Origin of the sequence: Mesorhizobium sp. M1348, from assembly GCF_040317925.1 — a bacterium.
Taxonomy (GTDB): Bacteria; Pseudomonadota; Alphaproteobacteria; order Rhizobiales; family Rhizobiaceae; genus Mesorhizobium.
Window position 1 is genome coordinate 373,170 of record NZ_JAMYLH010000002.1, and the last position, 14,684, is coordinate 387,853.

General features: G+C 63.6%; 13 protein-coding genes and 1 pseudogene. 5 read left to right on the forward strand and 9 right to left on the reverse strand.

Annotated features, from left to right (window positions below; translation table 11 throughout):
• Positions 1-97: 97 nt before the first annotated feature.
• Positions 98-652, reverse strand: a complete 555-nt coding sequence (gene rsmD, locus NKH13_RS05885) for a 16S rRNA (guanine(966)-N(2))-methyltransferase RsmD (RefSeq protein ID WP_352911208.1) — start codon at positions 650-652, stop codon at positions 98-100.
• Complete coding sequence (locus NKH13_RS05890) at positions 633-2,561, reverse strand: pseudouridine synthase (protein WP_352911209.1); 1,929 nt, start codon at positions 2,559-2,561, stop codon at positions 633-635. Before NKH13_RS05890 ends, rsmD begins: the two co-directional genes overlap by 20 nt.
• Positions 2,562-2,637: 76 nt before the next feature.
• Here NKH13_RS05890 and NKH13_RS05895 point away from each other — a divergent pair, with 76 nt between their 5' ends.
• Positions 2,638-3,090 carry a nucleoside deaminase gene (locus NKH13_RS05895; RefSeq protein ID WP_292653914.1) on the forward strand — a complete coding sequence of 151 codons (453 nt, stop codon included), beginning with the start codon at positions 2,638-2,640 and terminating at the stop codon, positions 3,088-3,090.
• Positions 3,091-3,161: 71 nt separating this feature from the next.
• Here NKH13_RS05895 and NKH13_RS05900 read toward each other — a convergent pair whose 3' ends face one another.
• The gene (locus NKH13_RS05900; protein WP_352715085.1) at positions 3,162-3,842 is read right to left on the reverse strand and encodes a hypothetical protein; all 681 of its coding nucleotides are present in this window, start codon (positions 3,840-3,842) and stop codon (positions 3,162-3,164) included.
• 195 nt (positions 3,843-4,037) lie between these two features.
• On the reverse strand, positions 4,038-7,019 hold the full coding sequence (gene ileS / locus NKH13_RS05905) for an isoleucine--tRNA ligase (protein WP_352911212.1): 2,982 nt from the start codon (positions 7,017-7,019) through the stop codon (positions 4,038-4,040).
• A gap of 301 nt (positions 7,020-7,320) precedes the next feature.
• Between ileS and NKH13_RS05910 the strand changes: the two genes are divergently transcribed.
• Both NKH13_RS05910 and NKH13_RS05915 read left to right on the forward strand, forming a co-directional pair.
• Entirely contained in the window at positions 7,321-7,695 is a 375-nt protein-coding gene (locus tag NKH13_RS05910) for an Xre family toxin-antitoxin system antitoxin (RefSeq protein WP_254817430.1), read from the forward strand.
• Positions 7,696-7,697: 2 nt separating this feature from the next.
• The gene (locus NKH13_RS05915) at positions 7,698-8,132 is read left to right on the forward strand and encodes an RES family NAD+ phosphorylase (protein ID WP_352911216.1); all 435 of its coding nucleotides are present in this window, start codon (positions 7,698-7,700) and stop codon (positions 8,130-8,132) included.
• Between the two features lie 16 nt (positions 8,133-8,148).
• On the opposite strand, the gene NKH13_RS05920 is transcribed toward NKH13_RS05915, so the two are convergent.
• Positions 8,149-8,961 (reverse strand): MipA/OmpV family protein, encoded by an 813-nt coding sequence (locus tag NKH13_RS05920; RefSeq protein ID WP_352911219.1) that lies wholly within the window; start codon positions 8,959-8,961, stop codon positions 8,149-8,151.
• A 200-nt stretch (positions 8,962-9,161) separates the two neighbouring features.
• Positions 9,162-10,067 (reverse strand): alpha/beta hydrolase, encoded by a 906-nt coding sequence (locus tag NKH13_RS05925; protein ID WP_352911221.1) that lies wholly within the window; start codon positions 10,065-10,067, stop codon positions 9,162-9,164.
• Positions 10,068-10,418: 351 nt separating this feature from the next.
• Here NKH13_RS05925 and NKH13_RS05930 point away from each other — a divergent pair, with 351 nt between their 5' ends.
• Positions 10,419-10,973 (forward strand): HdeD family acid-resistance protein, encoded by a 555-nt coding sequence (locus tag NKH13_RS05930; RefSeq protein ID WP_352911224.1) that lies wholly within the window; start codon positions 10,419-10,421, stop codon positions 10,971-10,973.
• A 77-nt stretch (positions 10,974-11,050) separates the two neighbouring features.
• On the opposite strand, the gene NKH13_RS05935 is transcribed toward NKH13_RS05930, so the two are convergent.
• Together NKH13_RS05935 and NKH13_RS05940 are read right to left on the reverse strand one after the other, a co-directional pair.
• Positions 11,051-12,034: a bifunctional riboflavin kinase/FAD synthetase gene (locus NKH13_RS05935; RefSeq protein WP_352911227.1), complete on the reverse strand. Its 984-nt coding sequence runs from the start codon at positions 12,032-12,034 to the stop codon at positions 11,051-11,053.
• A 9-nt stretch (positions 12,035-12,043) separates the two neighbouring features.
• Positions 12,044-12,904: a TIGR01459 family HAD-type hydrolase gene (locus NKH13_RS05940; protein ID WP_352911229.1), complete on the reverse strand. Its 861-nt coding sequence runs from the start codon at positions 12,902-12,904 to the stop codon at positions 12,044-12,046.
• A 262-nt stretch (positions 12,905-13,166) separates the two neighbouring features.
• Between NKH13_RS05940 and NKH13_RS05945 the strand changes: the two are divergent.
• Positions 13,167-13,798: pseudogene (locus NKH13_RS05945) on the forward strand (LysE family translocator).
• Between the two features lie 6 nt (positions 13,799-13,804).
• Here NKH13_RS05945 and NKH13_RS05950 read toward each other — a convergent pair.
• A complete protein-coding gene (locus NKH13_RS05950; protein ID WP_352911232.1) occupies positions 13,805-14,629 on the reverse strand; it encodes a DUF2189 domain-containing protein in 825 nt (274 codons plus the stop codon).
• Between the last annotated feature and the right edge of the window lie 55 nt (positions 14,630-14,684).

The following is a 14,684-nucleotide window of genomic DNA, read 5'->3' on the forward strand; positions in this document are numbered from 1 at the left end:
AGATGGCTCCGGTTTGTGATGGGACGATAGGCGGGGTTGCTGGTCGAGGCAAAGCGAATTGTTCGTCATTTTGAAGGCGCCATCGTGGAAGCCGAACTCAGGCGGCCTCGATGAACCGGATGACCGTCTCGCCATAGTTGCGCTCGTCGACAACCGAAAAGCCCAGCCCTGCCTCGAACGGCGCCGCCGCCGCTTCCTCGATGACGCAGAGCGCGCCAGGGGCTAGCCAGCCGCCGGCCTTGGCCGAGCGCAAAGCGCGTTCGCCAAGGCCCTTGCCATAGGGCGGATCGGCAAAGACCAGGCCAAATGCGGCGATGGTGCCCGCCTCGCCCAAGCCCGTCGCGTCGCGGCGGAATATCTTGGTGCGGCCGGTGAGGCCGAAGACCTCGACATTGGTGCGGATCAGGCCGCGCCCTTCGGCGGATTCTTCGATGAAGACAGCGTAGGAGGCGCCGCGCGACAGCGCTTCGAGGCCGAGCGCGCCGGTGCCGGCGAACAGGTCGAGCACGCGCGCGCCGTTCAGTTTTTCGGGAAAGCGATGCGTCAGCACGTTGAAGACCGCCTCACGCGTGCGGTCGGTCGTCGGGCGGATGGCAAAGGTGCGGGGCGTCGCCAGCGGACGCCCGCGAAACTCACCGCCGACGATCCGCATTGCTTCCCTTCGGGCCGCCACGCGGCCGGTCGCCACCACTATCCGGACGCTCGCCGCGTGGCTTTCCGAACGGCTTTGCGCCGCCGCCTTGCGGCTTGCCGCGGGGCTTGCCGTAAGACGGCTTGAACGAGGCCTTGCGCGCCTTGTTTTCTGCCGCCTTGGCGGCATCTGCCTCAGCCCTGCCCTTGCCGATCGGCCGTGCGCCCGGCGCCATCCAGACATTGGCCTTGCGCTGGCCCGGCGGCTCGATCGGCCGCTGCTCGCGTTCGGATTTCTTCCCACCGAAGCCGCCACGAGGCTTGTCGCCACGGGGTTTGTCCCCGAAGTCGCCGCGTTCAGGTCTGGGGCCACGCTCGCCAAAGCTCTTTTTCGGCCCAAAGCTCCTGTCGGGGCTTGTCGACAGCTTGCCGAGCGCTTCGTCGCGGCTGCCTTCGCGGCGCTTGCGGTTCTTAATCAGGCCGCCCTCGCCGATCGGCCGGCGTTCGCCGTCGCGGGTGAATTTCGGCCGCTCGGGCTCCTCCTCCCGCTCACGCCTGACCGGTTTGTTGGAAAACGGCTTGGCGATATCGGCATCGAAATTGGCGCCTGATTCCTCGACCAGGCGCTCACCGAGCTGGTCGCGCAGCACGCGGCCCTTGATCTCCAGCACATGGCCTTCCGGCAAATCGTCGAGCTGGAACGGCCCGTAGGAAATACGGATCAGCCGCGTCACGTCGAGACCGAGCGAGCCCAGGATGTTCCTGACCTCGCGGTTCTTGCCTTCGCGCAGGCCGAGTGTCAGCCAGGCGTTCGAGCCCTGCTCGCGGTCGAGCGTCGCTTCGATGGCGCCATAAAAGACGCCGTCGACGGCAAGGCCTTCGCGCAGGCCGGCAAGCGCGCTTTCTTCGACCTTGCCGTGGACGCGCACGCGATAGCGCCTGAGCCAGCCGGTGGCCGGCAGTTCGAGCACCCGCGACAGGCCGCCATCGTTGGTGAGCAGCAGCAGGCCTTCGGTGTTGATGTCGAGCCGGCCGATGGTCATCAGCCGCGGCAGCCCAGGCGGCAGCACGTCGAAGACGGTTTTGCGGCCTTCGGGATCGCGGTTTGTCGTGACCACGCCGGCCGGCTTGTGGAACAGGAACAGCCTGGTGCGCTCGATCGGCGGGATCTCCATGCCGTCGAGATGGATGATGTCGCCGGGCATCACGTTGAAGGCCGGCGAGGACAACACCTTGCCATTGACCTTGACGCGGCCGGCCGCAATCAGTTCCTCGGCGTCGCGGCGCGAGGCCAGGCCGGCACGCGCCAGCCGCTTGGCAATGCGTTCGCCGGCTTCTTCCGTTGCCTCGACGCGACGCGGGCGCGGCTTGAAGCCGCCTTCCGATGCCGCCTGTGCCCTTTGTGCCCCATGGGGTCGATCGCCGCCAAAATCACGTTTGGGACGATCGCCGAAGTCACGCTTGGGATGGTCGAAGCGCCTCTCGCCGCCCTCGACTTCGGCAGCTGCCGGCCGGTCGCCGCGCGGTGCGTAAGGCTTGCGCGGACCTTCGCGATTTTCATAAGGCTTGCCCTCCGGACGCGCCCCTTTGCTGAACGGCCTGTCGCCGCCTTTGAAGTCGCGCTTCGGCCGCTCGCCTTCGGCAGCTTCTGGCCGGTCGCCGCGCGGCGCATAAGGCTTGCGTGGACCCTCGCGCTTTTCATAAGGCTTGCCTTCCGGACGCGGCACTTTGCTGAACGGCCTGTCGCCGCCTTTGAAGTCGCGCTTCGGCCGTTCGCCTTCGGCCGCCGCCGGCCGGTCGCCGCGCGGAGCATAAGGTTTTTTGGCGCCGAAGGACGGCTTGCCGCCCTTGCCGCGAGCGCTATCGCGACCGCGCGGCCCCGCCGGTTTCGGGCCGGCCTTGCGCGGGAATTTCTTGTTTTTGTCGTCCATGTGGCCTTTGCTCGTTTGCGCGGGTAGTAACAGGATCGCGCTCTAGTGGCGAGGAGATAATCGGAATGGAAACCGCGTGAAGCGGCAGGATTTCATGGCGCTGGCGCTGAAAGAAGCCGAAGCCGCCGCCCTGCGTGGCGAAGTGCCGGTTGGCGCGGTCGTCGTCGGCGGCGATACGGTCGTTGCGAGTGCCGGCAACCGCACCCGCGAGTTCGCCGATCCCACCGCCCATGCCGAGATGCTGGCGATCCGCGAGGCCTGCCGCAAGCTTTCCAGCGAGCGGCTCAGCGGCCACGATCTCTATGTGACGCTGGAGCCGTGCGCCATGTGCGCCGGCGCCATCTCCTTCGCCAGGCTGCGCCGGCTCTATTTCGGCGCTGCCGACGAGAAGGGCGGCGCAGTGGTCAACGGCGTTCGCTTCTTCACGTCACCGACCTGCCACCATGTGCCCGACATCTATCCGGGCATGGCCGAGAACGCTGCAGCAGCGCTGCTGAAAGACTTTTTTCGCGAGCGACGCGGACCCTGATTTTCTGGTCCGCCAGACGGTCCAAATCCAAGTCAACCAATCCAGGCCAGAAAGTCTCTGGCGCCGTCAGGCTACCAAGGCAGCCAGTCGAACATGCCGCCACTCTTGCTCTTGGCGGCCGCCTCCTTCTTGAGGCGTCGTTCCTTCTTGTACTCGTCCTCGCCGAGGTCGCCCTGCGGCGCAGTGTCGGCAGCAGCGCGGTATTGCACCGGCGGCTCGCTCAGATATCTGCGGGTGGTCGGGTCGCCCTGTTTGCCTTCAGCCCGGCGGCGCATGATTTCCGCGGCGCGGCCCTTGTCCGAATCGGCCGGAGTCCAGGCTGGCGGGTGGCTCGAGCCCGACTGCTTCAGCGCGGCCTTGACCGACGCCGGATCCGTCTGCACGTCATCGATGACCTGCGCCTGGTAGGCCGGGTCGTCCTGATGCAGCGTGGCATCGGCGCGCAGGCGGGCACGGCGCTGCTCCGGCGATTCGGGCCATTCGGCGCTTGCCGTCTCGATGCTTTCCTGCGGCGGCGGCAAGACTTCCTTCTGCCCCGGTCCTGGCTTCACCAGCGTGGGGCGCGGCTTGTAGTCGATACTATCCTTGCGCTTGGGTGCGAAGGAAAACGCCCCGGTGAGGTCACCGGCAAGCTGCGCGCCCGCGGTCTTGTCGGTCCCGTAAGTGGGCGAGCCCATGCAGCCGGACAAAGCGAGGCCCGATACGACAAGCGGCGCTAGCAGCGCAACGCGCGCGTAAGTTCTCTCGGTCATGCCAAAAAGTCCCACTGTAGACAGCCTCTCGATTGCCGCCGGCCAAAGAAAGGTCCGGTCCCCATCGCCTATGCTCTTCCGACGGAATTCCGGCGACAATTTGTCGTCCGGAGTTTCGCGTGTTTACCTCAACCACTCGTTAAGGGCAACGCGCGGGGGCCGATCGGCCGCCCGCCGTGGCATTTGTGCACCGCCTTAGAGGCGGCTCAAAGCTTTCAGCTCATGCAGGACAGCGGCGTCACGGGCCGAAACATCGGGGAATTCCGGATCTGAGCCGACATCGGCGGTGTAGCGCCAGGAGCGCGCGCATTTCACCAGGCCGCGGTCCTCCGCCTTCTCGACGACCACGGCGACGCCCTTGACGTCGTCGAGGGTAAAGCTGCCCGCCGGCGCCTTGCCGTGCACGATTACCAGATCGCTGGTGATCGCCATCTCGGCCATGTCGACATCGGCGATCGCCGCTTCGAGCACGGCATCGTCGAGGGTGACGACCGGCACCGCTTCCAGCGAAGAGCCGATGACCTTCTGCGCACGGGCGATTTCCAACGCGCCGGTGACGACACGGCGGACCTGCCGCACCTTGCGCCACTTCTCCGACAGCGCCTCGTTCTTCCAGTCCGCCGGGATCTCCGGGAACTGGTCGAGATGCAGGGAGACCGCATCCGGATGACGGTCGAGCCAAGCCTCTTCCATGGTGAAGGGCAGCATCGGCGCCAGCCATTTCACCAGGCAGTCGAAGAGATGGCGCACCACCTGGACGGAAGCCTTGCGCTTCACGCTGGAAGGCGCTTCGCAGTAAAGCGCGTCCTTGCGGATGTCGAAATAGAGCGCCGACAGCTCGACCACCATGAAGTCGAGCAGCGCGCGGGTGATGCGCTTGAATTCGAAGGCGTCGTAGCCTGAGCGTACGACTTCATCGAGTTCAGCGAGCCGGTGCAGCATCAGCCGCTCCAGCTCCGGCATCTTGTCCAGCGGCACCTCCTCGCCGTCGTCATGGGCGAGCGTGCCCAGCATCCAGCGAACCGTGTTGCGCAGCTTGCGGTAGGCGTCGATGTTGGTCTGCAGCACGTTCTTGCCGAGCCGCTGGTCTTCCCAATAGTCGGTCGTCACCACCCACAGCCGCAAGATGTCGGCGCCGGACTGCTTGATGACGTCCTGCGGCACGACGGTGTTGCCGAGCGACTTCGACATTTTCCGCCCCTCCTCATCCATGGTGAAGCCATGGGTGACGACGGTGTCGTAGGGCGCCCTGCCCCTGGTGCCGCAGCTTTCGAGCAGCGAGGAGTGGAACCAGCCGCGATGCTGGTCGGAGCCTTCGAGATAGACGTCGGCCGGCCATTTCAGGTCCGGCCGGCCTTCAAGCGTGAAGGCATGCGTCGAGCCCGAATCGAACCAGACGTCGAGGATGTCCATCACCTGCTGCCATTTCGAGGCATCGTGATTGCCGAGGAACCGCTCCTTGGCGCCGGCGGCGAACCAGGCGTCGGCGCCTTCCTTCTCAAAGGCGTCCATGATGCGCTGGTTGACCGCCTCGTCGCGCAGCACATTGCCATCGGCATCGGCAAAGACGGCGATCGGCACGCCCCAGGCGCGCTGGCGCGACAGCACCCAGTCGGGGCGCTCCTCGATCATGGCGCGGATGCGGTTCTGGCCGGCGGCGGGCACGAAGCGGGTATCGTCAATGGCCTTCAGCGCGCGGCTGCGCAGCGTCGTGCCGTCGCCAAGCTCCTTGTCCATATAGACGAACCATTGGGGCGTGTTGCGGAAGATGATTGGCTTCTTTGAGCGCCAGGAATGCGGATAGGAATGCTTCAGCCGGCCGCGCGCGAACAGCGCGTTGCGCTTGATCAGCTCGTCGATGACAGCCTGGTTGGCATTGCCCTTTTTGCCATTGTCGTCGATGACGCGCGCCGCTCCACCCTCGCGGTCCGGGCCGAAGCCCGGCGCGTCCTTGGTGAAGAAGCCGGCATCGTCGACCGTGAAGGGAATCGCAGTGTCGATACCGCGCTGGCGAAGATCAGAGGCTGCATCCATCCAGGCGTCAAAGTCTTCGCGGCCGTGTCCCGGCGCGGTGTGGACGAATCCGGTGCCCGCATCGTCGGTGACATGATCGCCGGCGAGCATCGGCACGGGAAAATCGTAGCCGCCGCCTAGAGCTTTGAGGGGATGCGAAAGCGTAAGGTTTTCAAGCTCTTCGGCGCCAACGTTGCGAAGCCGATTCAGAGTGACCTTGGCCTTCGCGGCAGCGTCGTCCGCAAGCTTCTCGGCAAAGATCAGCTTTTCGCCGGGCTGAGGACCAAAGGCGTTCTCGGCCGCCGTAACCTCGTAGAGACCATAGTTGATGCGCGGCGAGTAATTGACGGCGCGATTGCCGGGGATTGTCCACGGCGTCGTCGTCCAGATGACGACGTTGGCATCAAGCAGATCGAGCGACGTCTGCGTCAGCTTGGGATCCAAGGCTGGCTGCCCATCCTCGATGTTGATGACCTGGCGAGCGAGGCTGACGACCGGAAACTTCGCCCAGATCGTGTCCGACTCATAGTCTTGGTATTCGACCTCTGCCTCGGCCAGCGCGGTGCGCTCGACCACGCTCCACATCACTGGCTTGGAGCCGCGATAGAGCTGGCCGGACATGGCGAATTTCAGCAGCTCGCCGGCGATCCGCGCCTCGGCGTGGAAAGCCATCGTCGTATAAGGATTGTCGAAGTCGCCGACGACGCCGAGGCGCTGGAATTCGGAGCCCTGCACCTTGATCCAGTGCGCCGCAAACTCACGGCATTCCTGCCGGAACTCGTTGACCGGCACCTCGTCCTTGTTCTTGCCCTTGGCGCGGTACTGCTCCTCGATCTTCCATTCGATCGGCAGGCCGTGGCAATCCCAACCCGGCACATAGTTCGAGTCATAGCCGCGCATCTGGAACGAGCGGGTGATGACGTCCTTGAGGATCTTGTTCAGCGCATGGCCGATATGGATGTTGCCATTCGCATACGGCGGGCCGTCGTGCAGCACGTATTTTTCGCGGCCGGCTGCGTCTTCGCGCAGCTTGCGGTAAAGGTCCATATCCTGCCAGCGCTTGACCAGCAGCGGTTCCTTTTCCGGCAAACCGGCGCGCATCGGGAAATCCGTCTGCGGCAGGTAGAGCGTTTTGGAATAGTCGATCGTCTCGGTATCAGTCATTCGTCTGCCATATGCGTTGCCCGGCGGCAAAAGGGCCCGGGCGTTGAACTATCATGATCTGGAAAAAGCGCGAGAGGCCGCGCGCAAGATTCCCGGCGGCTCCGGCGGCCGTCAGGCCGCCCGGAACACCGGGCCTGTAATTCGTATCGCAGTCGCGAGAAGGCGCGAAAAGCTCGTCATGGCTGGGCTTTTAACCGACAGAGGCGATATTGAAAAGCCCGAACTCTGATGCTTCCTTGCGCTATGTGCCAATTGCGCATACATTTGCAGGCAAATGGCCTGCAGTGCCAAGGAGACGTTCATGTCGGTCGCAGCAAGGGCAATTCGCGCAACACACGACTTTTCCGTCCCTACGGACAAGATCGATCATCTGCGCAGTCTGGGTTTCAGTAGCGAAGAACTCTATCGTATCGTTGCCCCCCGCCGCACGCTGGCGCGTCGCAAGGAACATGCCGAGCCGCTTTCGCCAGCTGAATCCGACCGCGCCCTGCGCCTAGAACGCATCGCCGAGCAGGCGGATCGGGTATTCGGCAGCCATGAGAAAGCCCAGCGTTGGCTGAGAAGCGAGATCATAGCATTGGATGGTGCAAGGCCGATCGATCTCCTCGAGACAGAGACCGGCGCCCACGTCGTTTCCGAAGAGCTTATCCGCATCGACTTTGGCATGCTTGCCTGACGATGCGCATCTGGCGCATCTCCAATTTCGCGGATCTCTCGGGTCGTGGCGGAACGCTCGTTGATGGAAGATGGAACAGGCGCGGGATGCCCATCGTCTATTGCACCGACCACCCTTCCACGGCACTGCTGGAGATACTGGTGCATGCGACGCGCGAAACCGTTCCGGAAACCTACCAGCTTATCGAAATCGACGTTCCGGACGGAATAGAAATGACCGAACCGGTTATCCATGACGGCTGGGACAAGGACATGGAATCGACACGGCGACAGGGCACGGACTTTCTCTCGGCCAATCGTTACGCGCTCATGAAAATTCCTTCGATCATAATGCGCAAAGCAAACAACTATCTGCTCAACCCGACCCATGACGATGCGTCACGCATTACGATTGCGGCCCTATACCGTTATCCGTTCGACAGCCGTTTGATCAAATGAGCCGACGCCTACCCGCTCACATCGAGAAATCGAAGCGATAGGTCGTCGACACGCCGATCATGAACTGATCCCTGGAGCCGCGCTCCTTGACCAGGCTGGAATCGGCGGCCGGGCCCATCAGGCGGGAATATTCGCCGAACAGGCTGGCCGTCATCGGCTCGGTCACCTTCCAGGTCACCGCGCCGCCGATGCCCGCCGACTTCACCCCGCCGCCGGGATGATATTCGCTGAGCCCCGAGGCCAGGGACTCCTTGGCATCAACGCCGTAATAGGCGTCGAAATAGTCCGATGAGGCGAACGAAACGCGCGGTCCGCCCGAAATCCTGACATCGGGCGTCACATCGTAAAAGGCGTCGGCGGCGATGTCGGCGACAAAGCCGTTGTGGGCGCGAATGCCGTGCCGCAATTCGGCGCGGGCACGCAGCCAATCCAAAGGATAGAATTCGAAGAAGCCGCCAGCCTCCCCGCCCCAGCGCACCGGGTCGAGACCCTTCAATTCGTCGGCGTCACCACCGTCGCGGGAAAACAGGAACTTGCCTGTCAGGCCGGCGCGGACGCCGCCATCGTCGATCAATGCCAATGAGATATTGTCGTTGCGCGACGTGAAGCGCGCCGCGGGACCAGCCTTGCCGAGCGAGATGATCGGCGAGGCGCTGAGCAGGTATTTCTTGCCGCCCTCGAAATTCGGGGCAACCATGCCGGTGGCGCCGACCGTCAGGTACCAGTCTCCGGACAGCCAGCCGAAGGTGCCCTCGCCTGCCTTGGCAACGCCGCAGGTGCCGAGCATGAATGCGGCCAAGACCGTCGGGATCGTCGGGACAGACCGCATCGTTACTCCATACGTCGAACGCGTTGGCCAATACAACCAGCCTTGACTGAAGCCATGGCGCCAGTTCGGTAAAATTTGACTTAATGTCCGTAACATTGGCGGCGTTGGCCGGCCTGTTCCGGATTGCAGCGAACTGTACTGGCGCACCAAGATCCCAGATCAAGACGTCTGGAATACGCCAGCAGTTGCCTCTGCAAGGGTTATAAATACTCGCGGACAAGCATGCCGGCGCTGTGAAGAGCGCGCCGACCGGCACTCAACCCCGCATTCCAAACCGGCCAAGCGTGAATCATATGCGGCCAAATTTCGAGACGTACTTTGACGTCAGCAGCGCCAGCGGCTTCCGCGAGCCGAGTTGCGTCCGACAACAGCGTCTCGGCCGAACCGGCTTGTATAAGCATTGGGGGAAATCCGCTCAGATCGGCGAACAAAGGCGAGATCAGCGGATCGCGCCGACTAGCACTATGGGGAACATAGGCGGCTGCCAGTTCCTCTAAATACGCCCGGTGGATGATAGGGTCGATCGCGTCCTTCGTTGATAGTGTCGCGCCGGACATCGAAAGGTCCGTCCAGGGCGAAACCAGCCAAAGACATCGCGGCAAGGGCTCGCCTGCCGCGCGCAATATACTGACCAGGCACAGGGTGAGGTTGCCGCCCGCACTGTCGCCGCCAACCACAATGCGATCCGGCGCGATCCCTTGCCGCCTCAGAAAGCGCCATGCCGTGAGTGCGTCTTCATGTTGTGCGGGGAAAGGATGTTCCGGTGCGCGTCGATAGTCGATCGCGAGGGTGCGCATTCCCATTGCCCGACCTGCCTCGGTAACCATTCGACGATGACTTTTAAGAGAGCCGGAGCAGTAGCCACCACCGTGGAAAAAGAGCAGAACCTTATTCCGGTCACTCCCAGGCGCCAGGGACCACTCGCCCGCGAGGCCATCGCAATCCACATGCTCGCATCGGATGTCCTCCGCAATCGGCCATACCGAACCGACTTCGTCGAGCCGTGCCCGGCGTTCGTCCCAGCGGACCGTTCGCGGCTTTGAGGTCAACAACCTCCGGACGGCGTTGATCTCTGTCAGATCGAGGTGTTCGTCCACATCGCCCATTTTGCTTCCCTAGTCTTGCCAAGCGTTGAAAACGGCATACAGCGGCAGCCACACGTCATCGACAAAGGGCCAATGCCAGCGCTGGAAATTTTTCGTTACACTTGCGCCATGGCGAATACACGGGACGACGGGTCGCCCGTAAACCCGCTTGTCATCTTTTAGCACTGGCCCACTCCCCGCACATGATCGAATATTCCATCTGATATTTGGCCGCTTCGGGTCAAAAGCGGAGGTCTGGCAAGCGGATCGCTCGGGAGTGTGGCGCTCACACCCTGCTCGCTTTACGAGAAGGCCTATCGGCGTTACCTTCAAAGCCGGCAAAAAAGGGCAAGTAGTCTTGAGGGAGAGGCGATGACACTGCACGGCGATGCCTTGAAAGATGCGATCAGCCAGACGCGGGCGAAATGGGGATGGTTCGTCGCGCTCGGGGTGCTGCTGCTTGTCTTCGGCGGCATCGCCTTCGGCAATCTGTTCATCGCAACCGTCGCCTCCGTCTTTGTCGTGGGCTGGCTGATGCTGATGGCCGGCGTTGTCGAAATCATCCATGCCTTCGGCGTGAAGACATGGGGCCGCTTCTTCTATTGGCTGCTCAGCGGTCTCCTCTACGCCGTCGCCGGCTTCTTCGCCTTCGACAATCCGGTCCTCGCCTCGACGGTGCTGACCTTCCTCCTGGCGGTCGCGCTGCTTGCCTCAGGCGTGCTCAGGGCTTGGGTCGGCTACAGCCACCGGCCGCAGCCGGGCTGGGGCTGGGTGGTCGCAGCCGGCATCATCAGCGCACTGGCGGGACTGGTCATCGCCATGGGCTGGCCGGTCAACAGCGTGTGGGTGCTGGGCCTGTTCCTGGCCGTCGACCTGATCTTCCAGGGCTGGACCTTCATCGCCCTTGGCCTGGCGCTGAAGAGATAAATTCTGGTTTGAGCATGATTTATCGGAAAACCGGTTCCCACTTTTTGCTTCGCTGACCTTCAGTTCGGGACGATGCTCTAAAAAGCTACGGCCGCGTCGAGCCCGGAAAGCGGCCTGACGCCGGCGAGCAGTGCCTTCGCCTCAGCCTCGTCGCGCTTCATCTGGGCGACCAGCGCGTCAAGCCCGTCGAACTTCACCTCCGAACGCAGGTAGCCGAAAAAGGACACGGCACAAATCTCGCCGTAGAGGTCGCCGGAAAAGTCGAAGACGAAGGTCTCCAGCAGCGGCGCGCCATTGTCATCGACGGTCGGCCGGCGGCCGAAGCTGGCGACGCCATCATGAAGCGAACCGTCGGCGCGGCGGAAGCGGACGGCATAAATCCCTTCCTTAAGGGTGGCTTCCGGCGAAAGCCTCATGTTTGCGGTCGGAAAACCGAGCGTCCGGCCGAGCTGCTGGCCGCCGATCACCTCCGCCTCGACGGTGAAACGGTAGCCGAGCAGGCCGGCGGCCTCGGCCACATTGCCCTCGCACAGCAGCGTGCGTATGCGGCTCGACGACACCACCTCGGCGCTTTCGTCGCGAAACGCATCGACCAGCGTGACGCCGAAGCCGTGGCGCTCGCCGGCCGCCATCAGATAGGCCGGGCCGCCCTGGCGGTCCTTGCCGAAGTGGAAATCGAAGCCGGTGACGGCGTGGCTTATGCCGAGGTTGCGCTCGAGCACGCCGGTGACGAAAGCCTCCGCCGACAAGGAGGCGAACTCGCGTGTGAACGGCTGCTCGACCAGCGCCGCAAAGCCCAGATGCGACAACAGCCGCGCCTTCATCGGCGGCGGCGTCAGCACGAACAGCGGCATGTCCGGCCTGAACACCTTTCGCGGATGCGGCACGAAGGTCAGCACCAGGGCAGGTACGCCGCGACGCTCCGCTTCGGCGCGCGCACGTTCGAGCACCGCCTGGTGGCCGCGGTGGACGCCGTCGAAATTGCCGATCGCCACCACGCCGCCGCGCAGATGGGCCGGCAGCGGTGCGGTTGCGGAAATGCGTTCGAACATGGCCGTCATGGCTTGAACCTATTGCAGCCTGGGAATCACTGCGACCGGCCTGTAGCCGTATTTTTCCAGGAAGGCGGCGAGCCTGGCCGGATCCGGCTGCAGCGCTTCACCGTAATCGCGGGCATGGATGCCGCCCGATACGTAAAGCACGTCGAAGCCATTGTCGGCCGCGCCCTTGATGTCGGTCATCATGCCGTCGCCGATGGCCAGAACTTGTGAACGCTCGACCGGGCGGCCGAGAATGTCGGCGATCTCCTTCATGGCGACGTCATAGACCGGCGCATAAGGTTTCCCGGCGATCAGCGTGCGCCCGCCAAGCTGTGCGTATTCGCGGGCCAAAGCGCCTGCGCACCAGATCATGCGTTCGCCGCGCTCGACGACGATGTCGGGATTGGCGCAGATGAAGGGCAGGTTTCTGGCACGCAGCCTCTGCAGAAGATCGGCATAATCTTCCGGCTTCTCCACCTCGTCGTCGAACAGGCCGGTGCAGACCACACCGGATGCTTCGAACTCCTCGACGAGTTCGACGTCGAGGCCCTCATAGAGCGTGAAATCCCGATCGGCGCCGATATGGAAGATCTTTCGCGGCCCTTCGGCGATCAGGTCGCGTGTAACGTCGCCGGACGTCACGACAAGGTCGTAGGCGGCGGGAGGAACGCCGATGGCGTTCATCTGCGCCACCACGTCGGCGCTGCGGCGCGGCGAATTGGTGATCAGCACGACAGGTATTTTCGCCGCGCGAGCAGTGATCAGCGCGGCAGCCGCCGCGGGGAAATGCCATTCGCCATTGTGCACCACGCCCCAGACGTCGCACAGGATGGCTGAATAGGCTCCCGACAGGTCTGTGAGCGAACCGATGATGTCGGGCGAATCCGCCATGCCGTTGTCCTTGTATCATGATGGTTGCAAGCGCCGCGACCGACGGTCCGTAGCGGCCGGCCCGGATTAGCCGAAGCGCTTCGCCATGTCACCAGCTTTCGTTGTGTCCGCACGATTGTCGCACGGGACACATCGTCGGCTGAAGGCGATGGGATTGGCGACTAAGGCAGGGGGCCCGGCGCGCTGGCGCAAAGGCTCCTGCCCTCATGCCCTTGCGGGTGATGGAAGCGTGTGGTGAGTGTCCCCACCCGGAGATGCGCTCTTGCCTGAACCCGCCAACCACTTTGCCTTCGCGCTGGTCTGCCTCGGCATGGTGCTGACGCCCGGCCCGAACATGATCTATCTGATCTCGCGCTCGCTGTCGCAAGGGCCGAAAGCCGGGCTGATCTCGCTGGGCGGCGTGGCGCTCGGTTTTTTGTTCTACGTGCTGTCGGCGGCGTTCGGCATCACCGCGCTGCTGCTCGCCGTGCCCTTTGCCTATGACGTGCTGCGCCTTGCCGGCGCGCTCTATTTACTGTGGCTCGCCTGGCAGACGGTGAAGCCCGGCGGGCGCTCGCCCTTCCAGATCCGCGAGCTGCCGAAAGACAGACCGCGCAAGCTGTTCGCCATGGGGCTGATGACCAACCTGCTCAAGCCGAAGGTGGCAGTGCTCTATCTGTCGCTGCTGCCGCAATTCATCAGCCCGGCAAGGGCCACGTGCTGTCGCAGCTTCTGGTGCTCGGTGCCACGCAGGTCGCGATCAGCCTGACCGTCAATGCCATCATCGCGGTGACGGCCGGCTCGATCGCCGTTTTCCTCGCCGGGCGGCCCTTATGGATTGTGATCCAGCGCTGGATGATGGGCACGGTGCTGACCGCGCTGGCCGTCAAGATGGCAACCGACGCGCAACGCTGATCGGTCCTACATCGGCCGCCTGACCTGCTGTGCCCGCTCCGGTTCGACCACCCTGCGGTAAAGATGCCAGGTCGCGTGGCCAAGGATGGGCATGACAACGGCAAGCCCGGCAAATAGCGGGATCGAGCCGATGACCAGGAGCACGGCGACCATCAGGCCCCACAGCGCCATCTGCAGCGGGTTTGTCATAACTGCCCTTGCCGACGTCTCGACTGCCGAGACCGCGCCGACGTCACGATCGAGCAGCAGCGGAAAGGCGACGACCGTCGTCGCCAGCACGATCGCGGCGAACGCGAACCCGGCCAGGTTGCCGAGCAGAATCAGCATCCAGCCCTTGCTGGTCGTCAGCACCTCGCGAATAAAGCCGACAATAGAGGCCGGAGGCTGATTGCCGTACAGGCTGGTGTAGATCGATTGCGCGGTGAACAGCCAGAGCAGGAACAGTACCACCAGCATGATACCGATGACCGCAATCGCGGGCAGCGCCGGGGAGTGGCGCACGTCGAGCGCATGCCACCAGGATGTATCCATGCCGAACTCGCGCCGGCGGCTGATTTCGTAAAGGCCGATAGCAGCGAACGGACCGACCAAAGCGAAGCCGGACATCAGCGGATAGATGAGCTGGATGGCGTTCGAGCCCGACGTCCACTGCGTCAGGATCAGGCCGACCACCGGATAGATCAGGCACAGGAACACGTAGTGCGACGGCTTGGCCCAGAAATCCTCTACGCCGAGACGGAGCGCATCGAGCAGATCCTCGGTGCTGATGCGGCGCACCGTGGGCTGTACATGCATTCCACCTGCGTCCGCCATGACATGAAAGCCGGCCATAACCTTTCTCCCGTGTGTCGGGGCGGTCACCGCCAGGATGGCCGCCCGCAGCTGC

What these genes read in the sequence shown, in the direction of transcription:
- rsmD (WP_352911208.1), bottom strand. Translation starts at nt 652, where the DNA reads ATGCGGATCGTCGGCGGTGAGTTTCGCGGGCGTCCGCTGGCGACGCCC.
- NKH13_RS05890 (WP_352911209.1), bottom strand. Translation starts at nt 2,561, where the DNA reads ATGGACGACAAAAACAAGAAATTCCCGCGCAAGGCCGGCCCGAAACCG.
- NKH13_RS05900 (WP_352715085.1), bottom strand. Translation starts at nt 3,842, where the DNA reads ATGACCGAGAGAACTTACGCGCGCGTTGCGCTGCTAGCGCCGCTTGTC.
- ileS (WP_352911212.1), bottom strand. Translation starts at nt 7,019, where the DNA reads ATGACTGATACCGAGACGATCGACTATTCCAAAACGCTCTACCTGCCG.
- NKH13_RS05910 (WP_254817430.1), top strand. Translation starts at nt 7,321, where the DNA reads ATGTCGGTCGCAGCAAGGGCAATTCGCGCAACACACGACTTTTCCGTC.
- NKH13_RS05915 (WP_352911216.1), top strand. Translation starts at nt 7,698, where the DNA reads ATGCGCATCTGGCGCATCTCCAATTTCGCGGATCTCTCGGGTCGTGGC.
- NKH13_RS05920 (WP_352911219.1), bottom strand. Translation starts at nt 8,961, where the DNA reads ATGCGGTCTGTCCCGACGATCCCGACGGTCTTGGCCGCATTCATGCTC.
- NKH13_RS05925 (WP_352911221.1), bottom strand. Translation starts at nt 10,067, where the DNA reads ATGGGCGATGTGGACGAACACCTCGATCTGACAGAGATCAACGCCGTC.
- NKH13_RS05930 (WP_352911224.1), top strand. Translation starts at nt 10,419, where the DNA reads ATGACACTGCACGGCGATGCCTTGAAAGATGCGATCAGCCAGACGCGG.
- NKH13_RS05935 (WP_352911227.1), bottom strand. Translation starts at nt 12,034, where the DNA reads ATGACGGCCATGTTCGAACGCATTTCCGCAACCGCACCGCTGCCGGCC.
- NKH13_RS05940 (WP_352911229.1), bottom strand. Translation starts at nt 12,904, where the DNA reads ATGGCGGATTCGCCCGACATCATCGGTTCGCTCACAGACCTGTCGGGA.
- NKH13_RS05950 (WP_352911232.1), bottom strand. Translation starts at nt 14,629, where the DNA reads ATGGCCGGCTTTCATGTCATGGCGGACGCAGGTGGAATGCATGTACAG.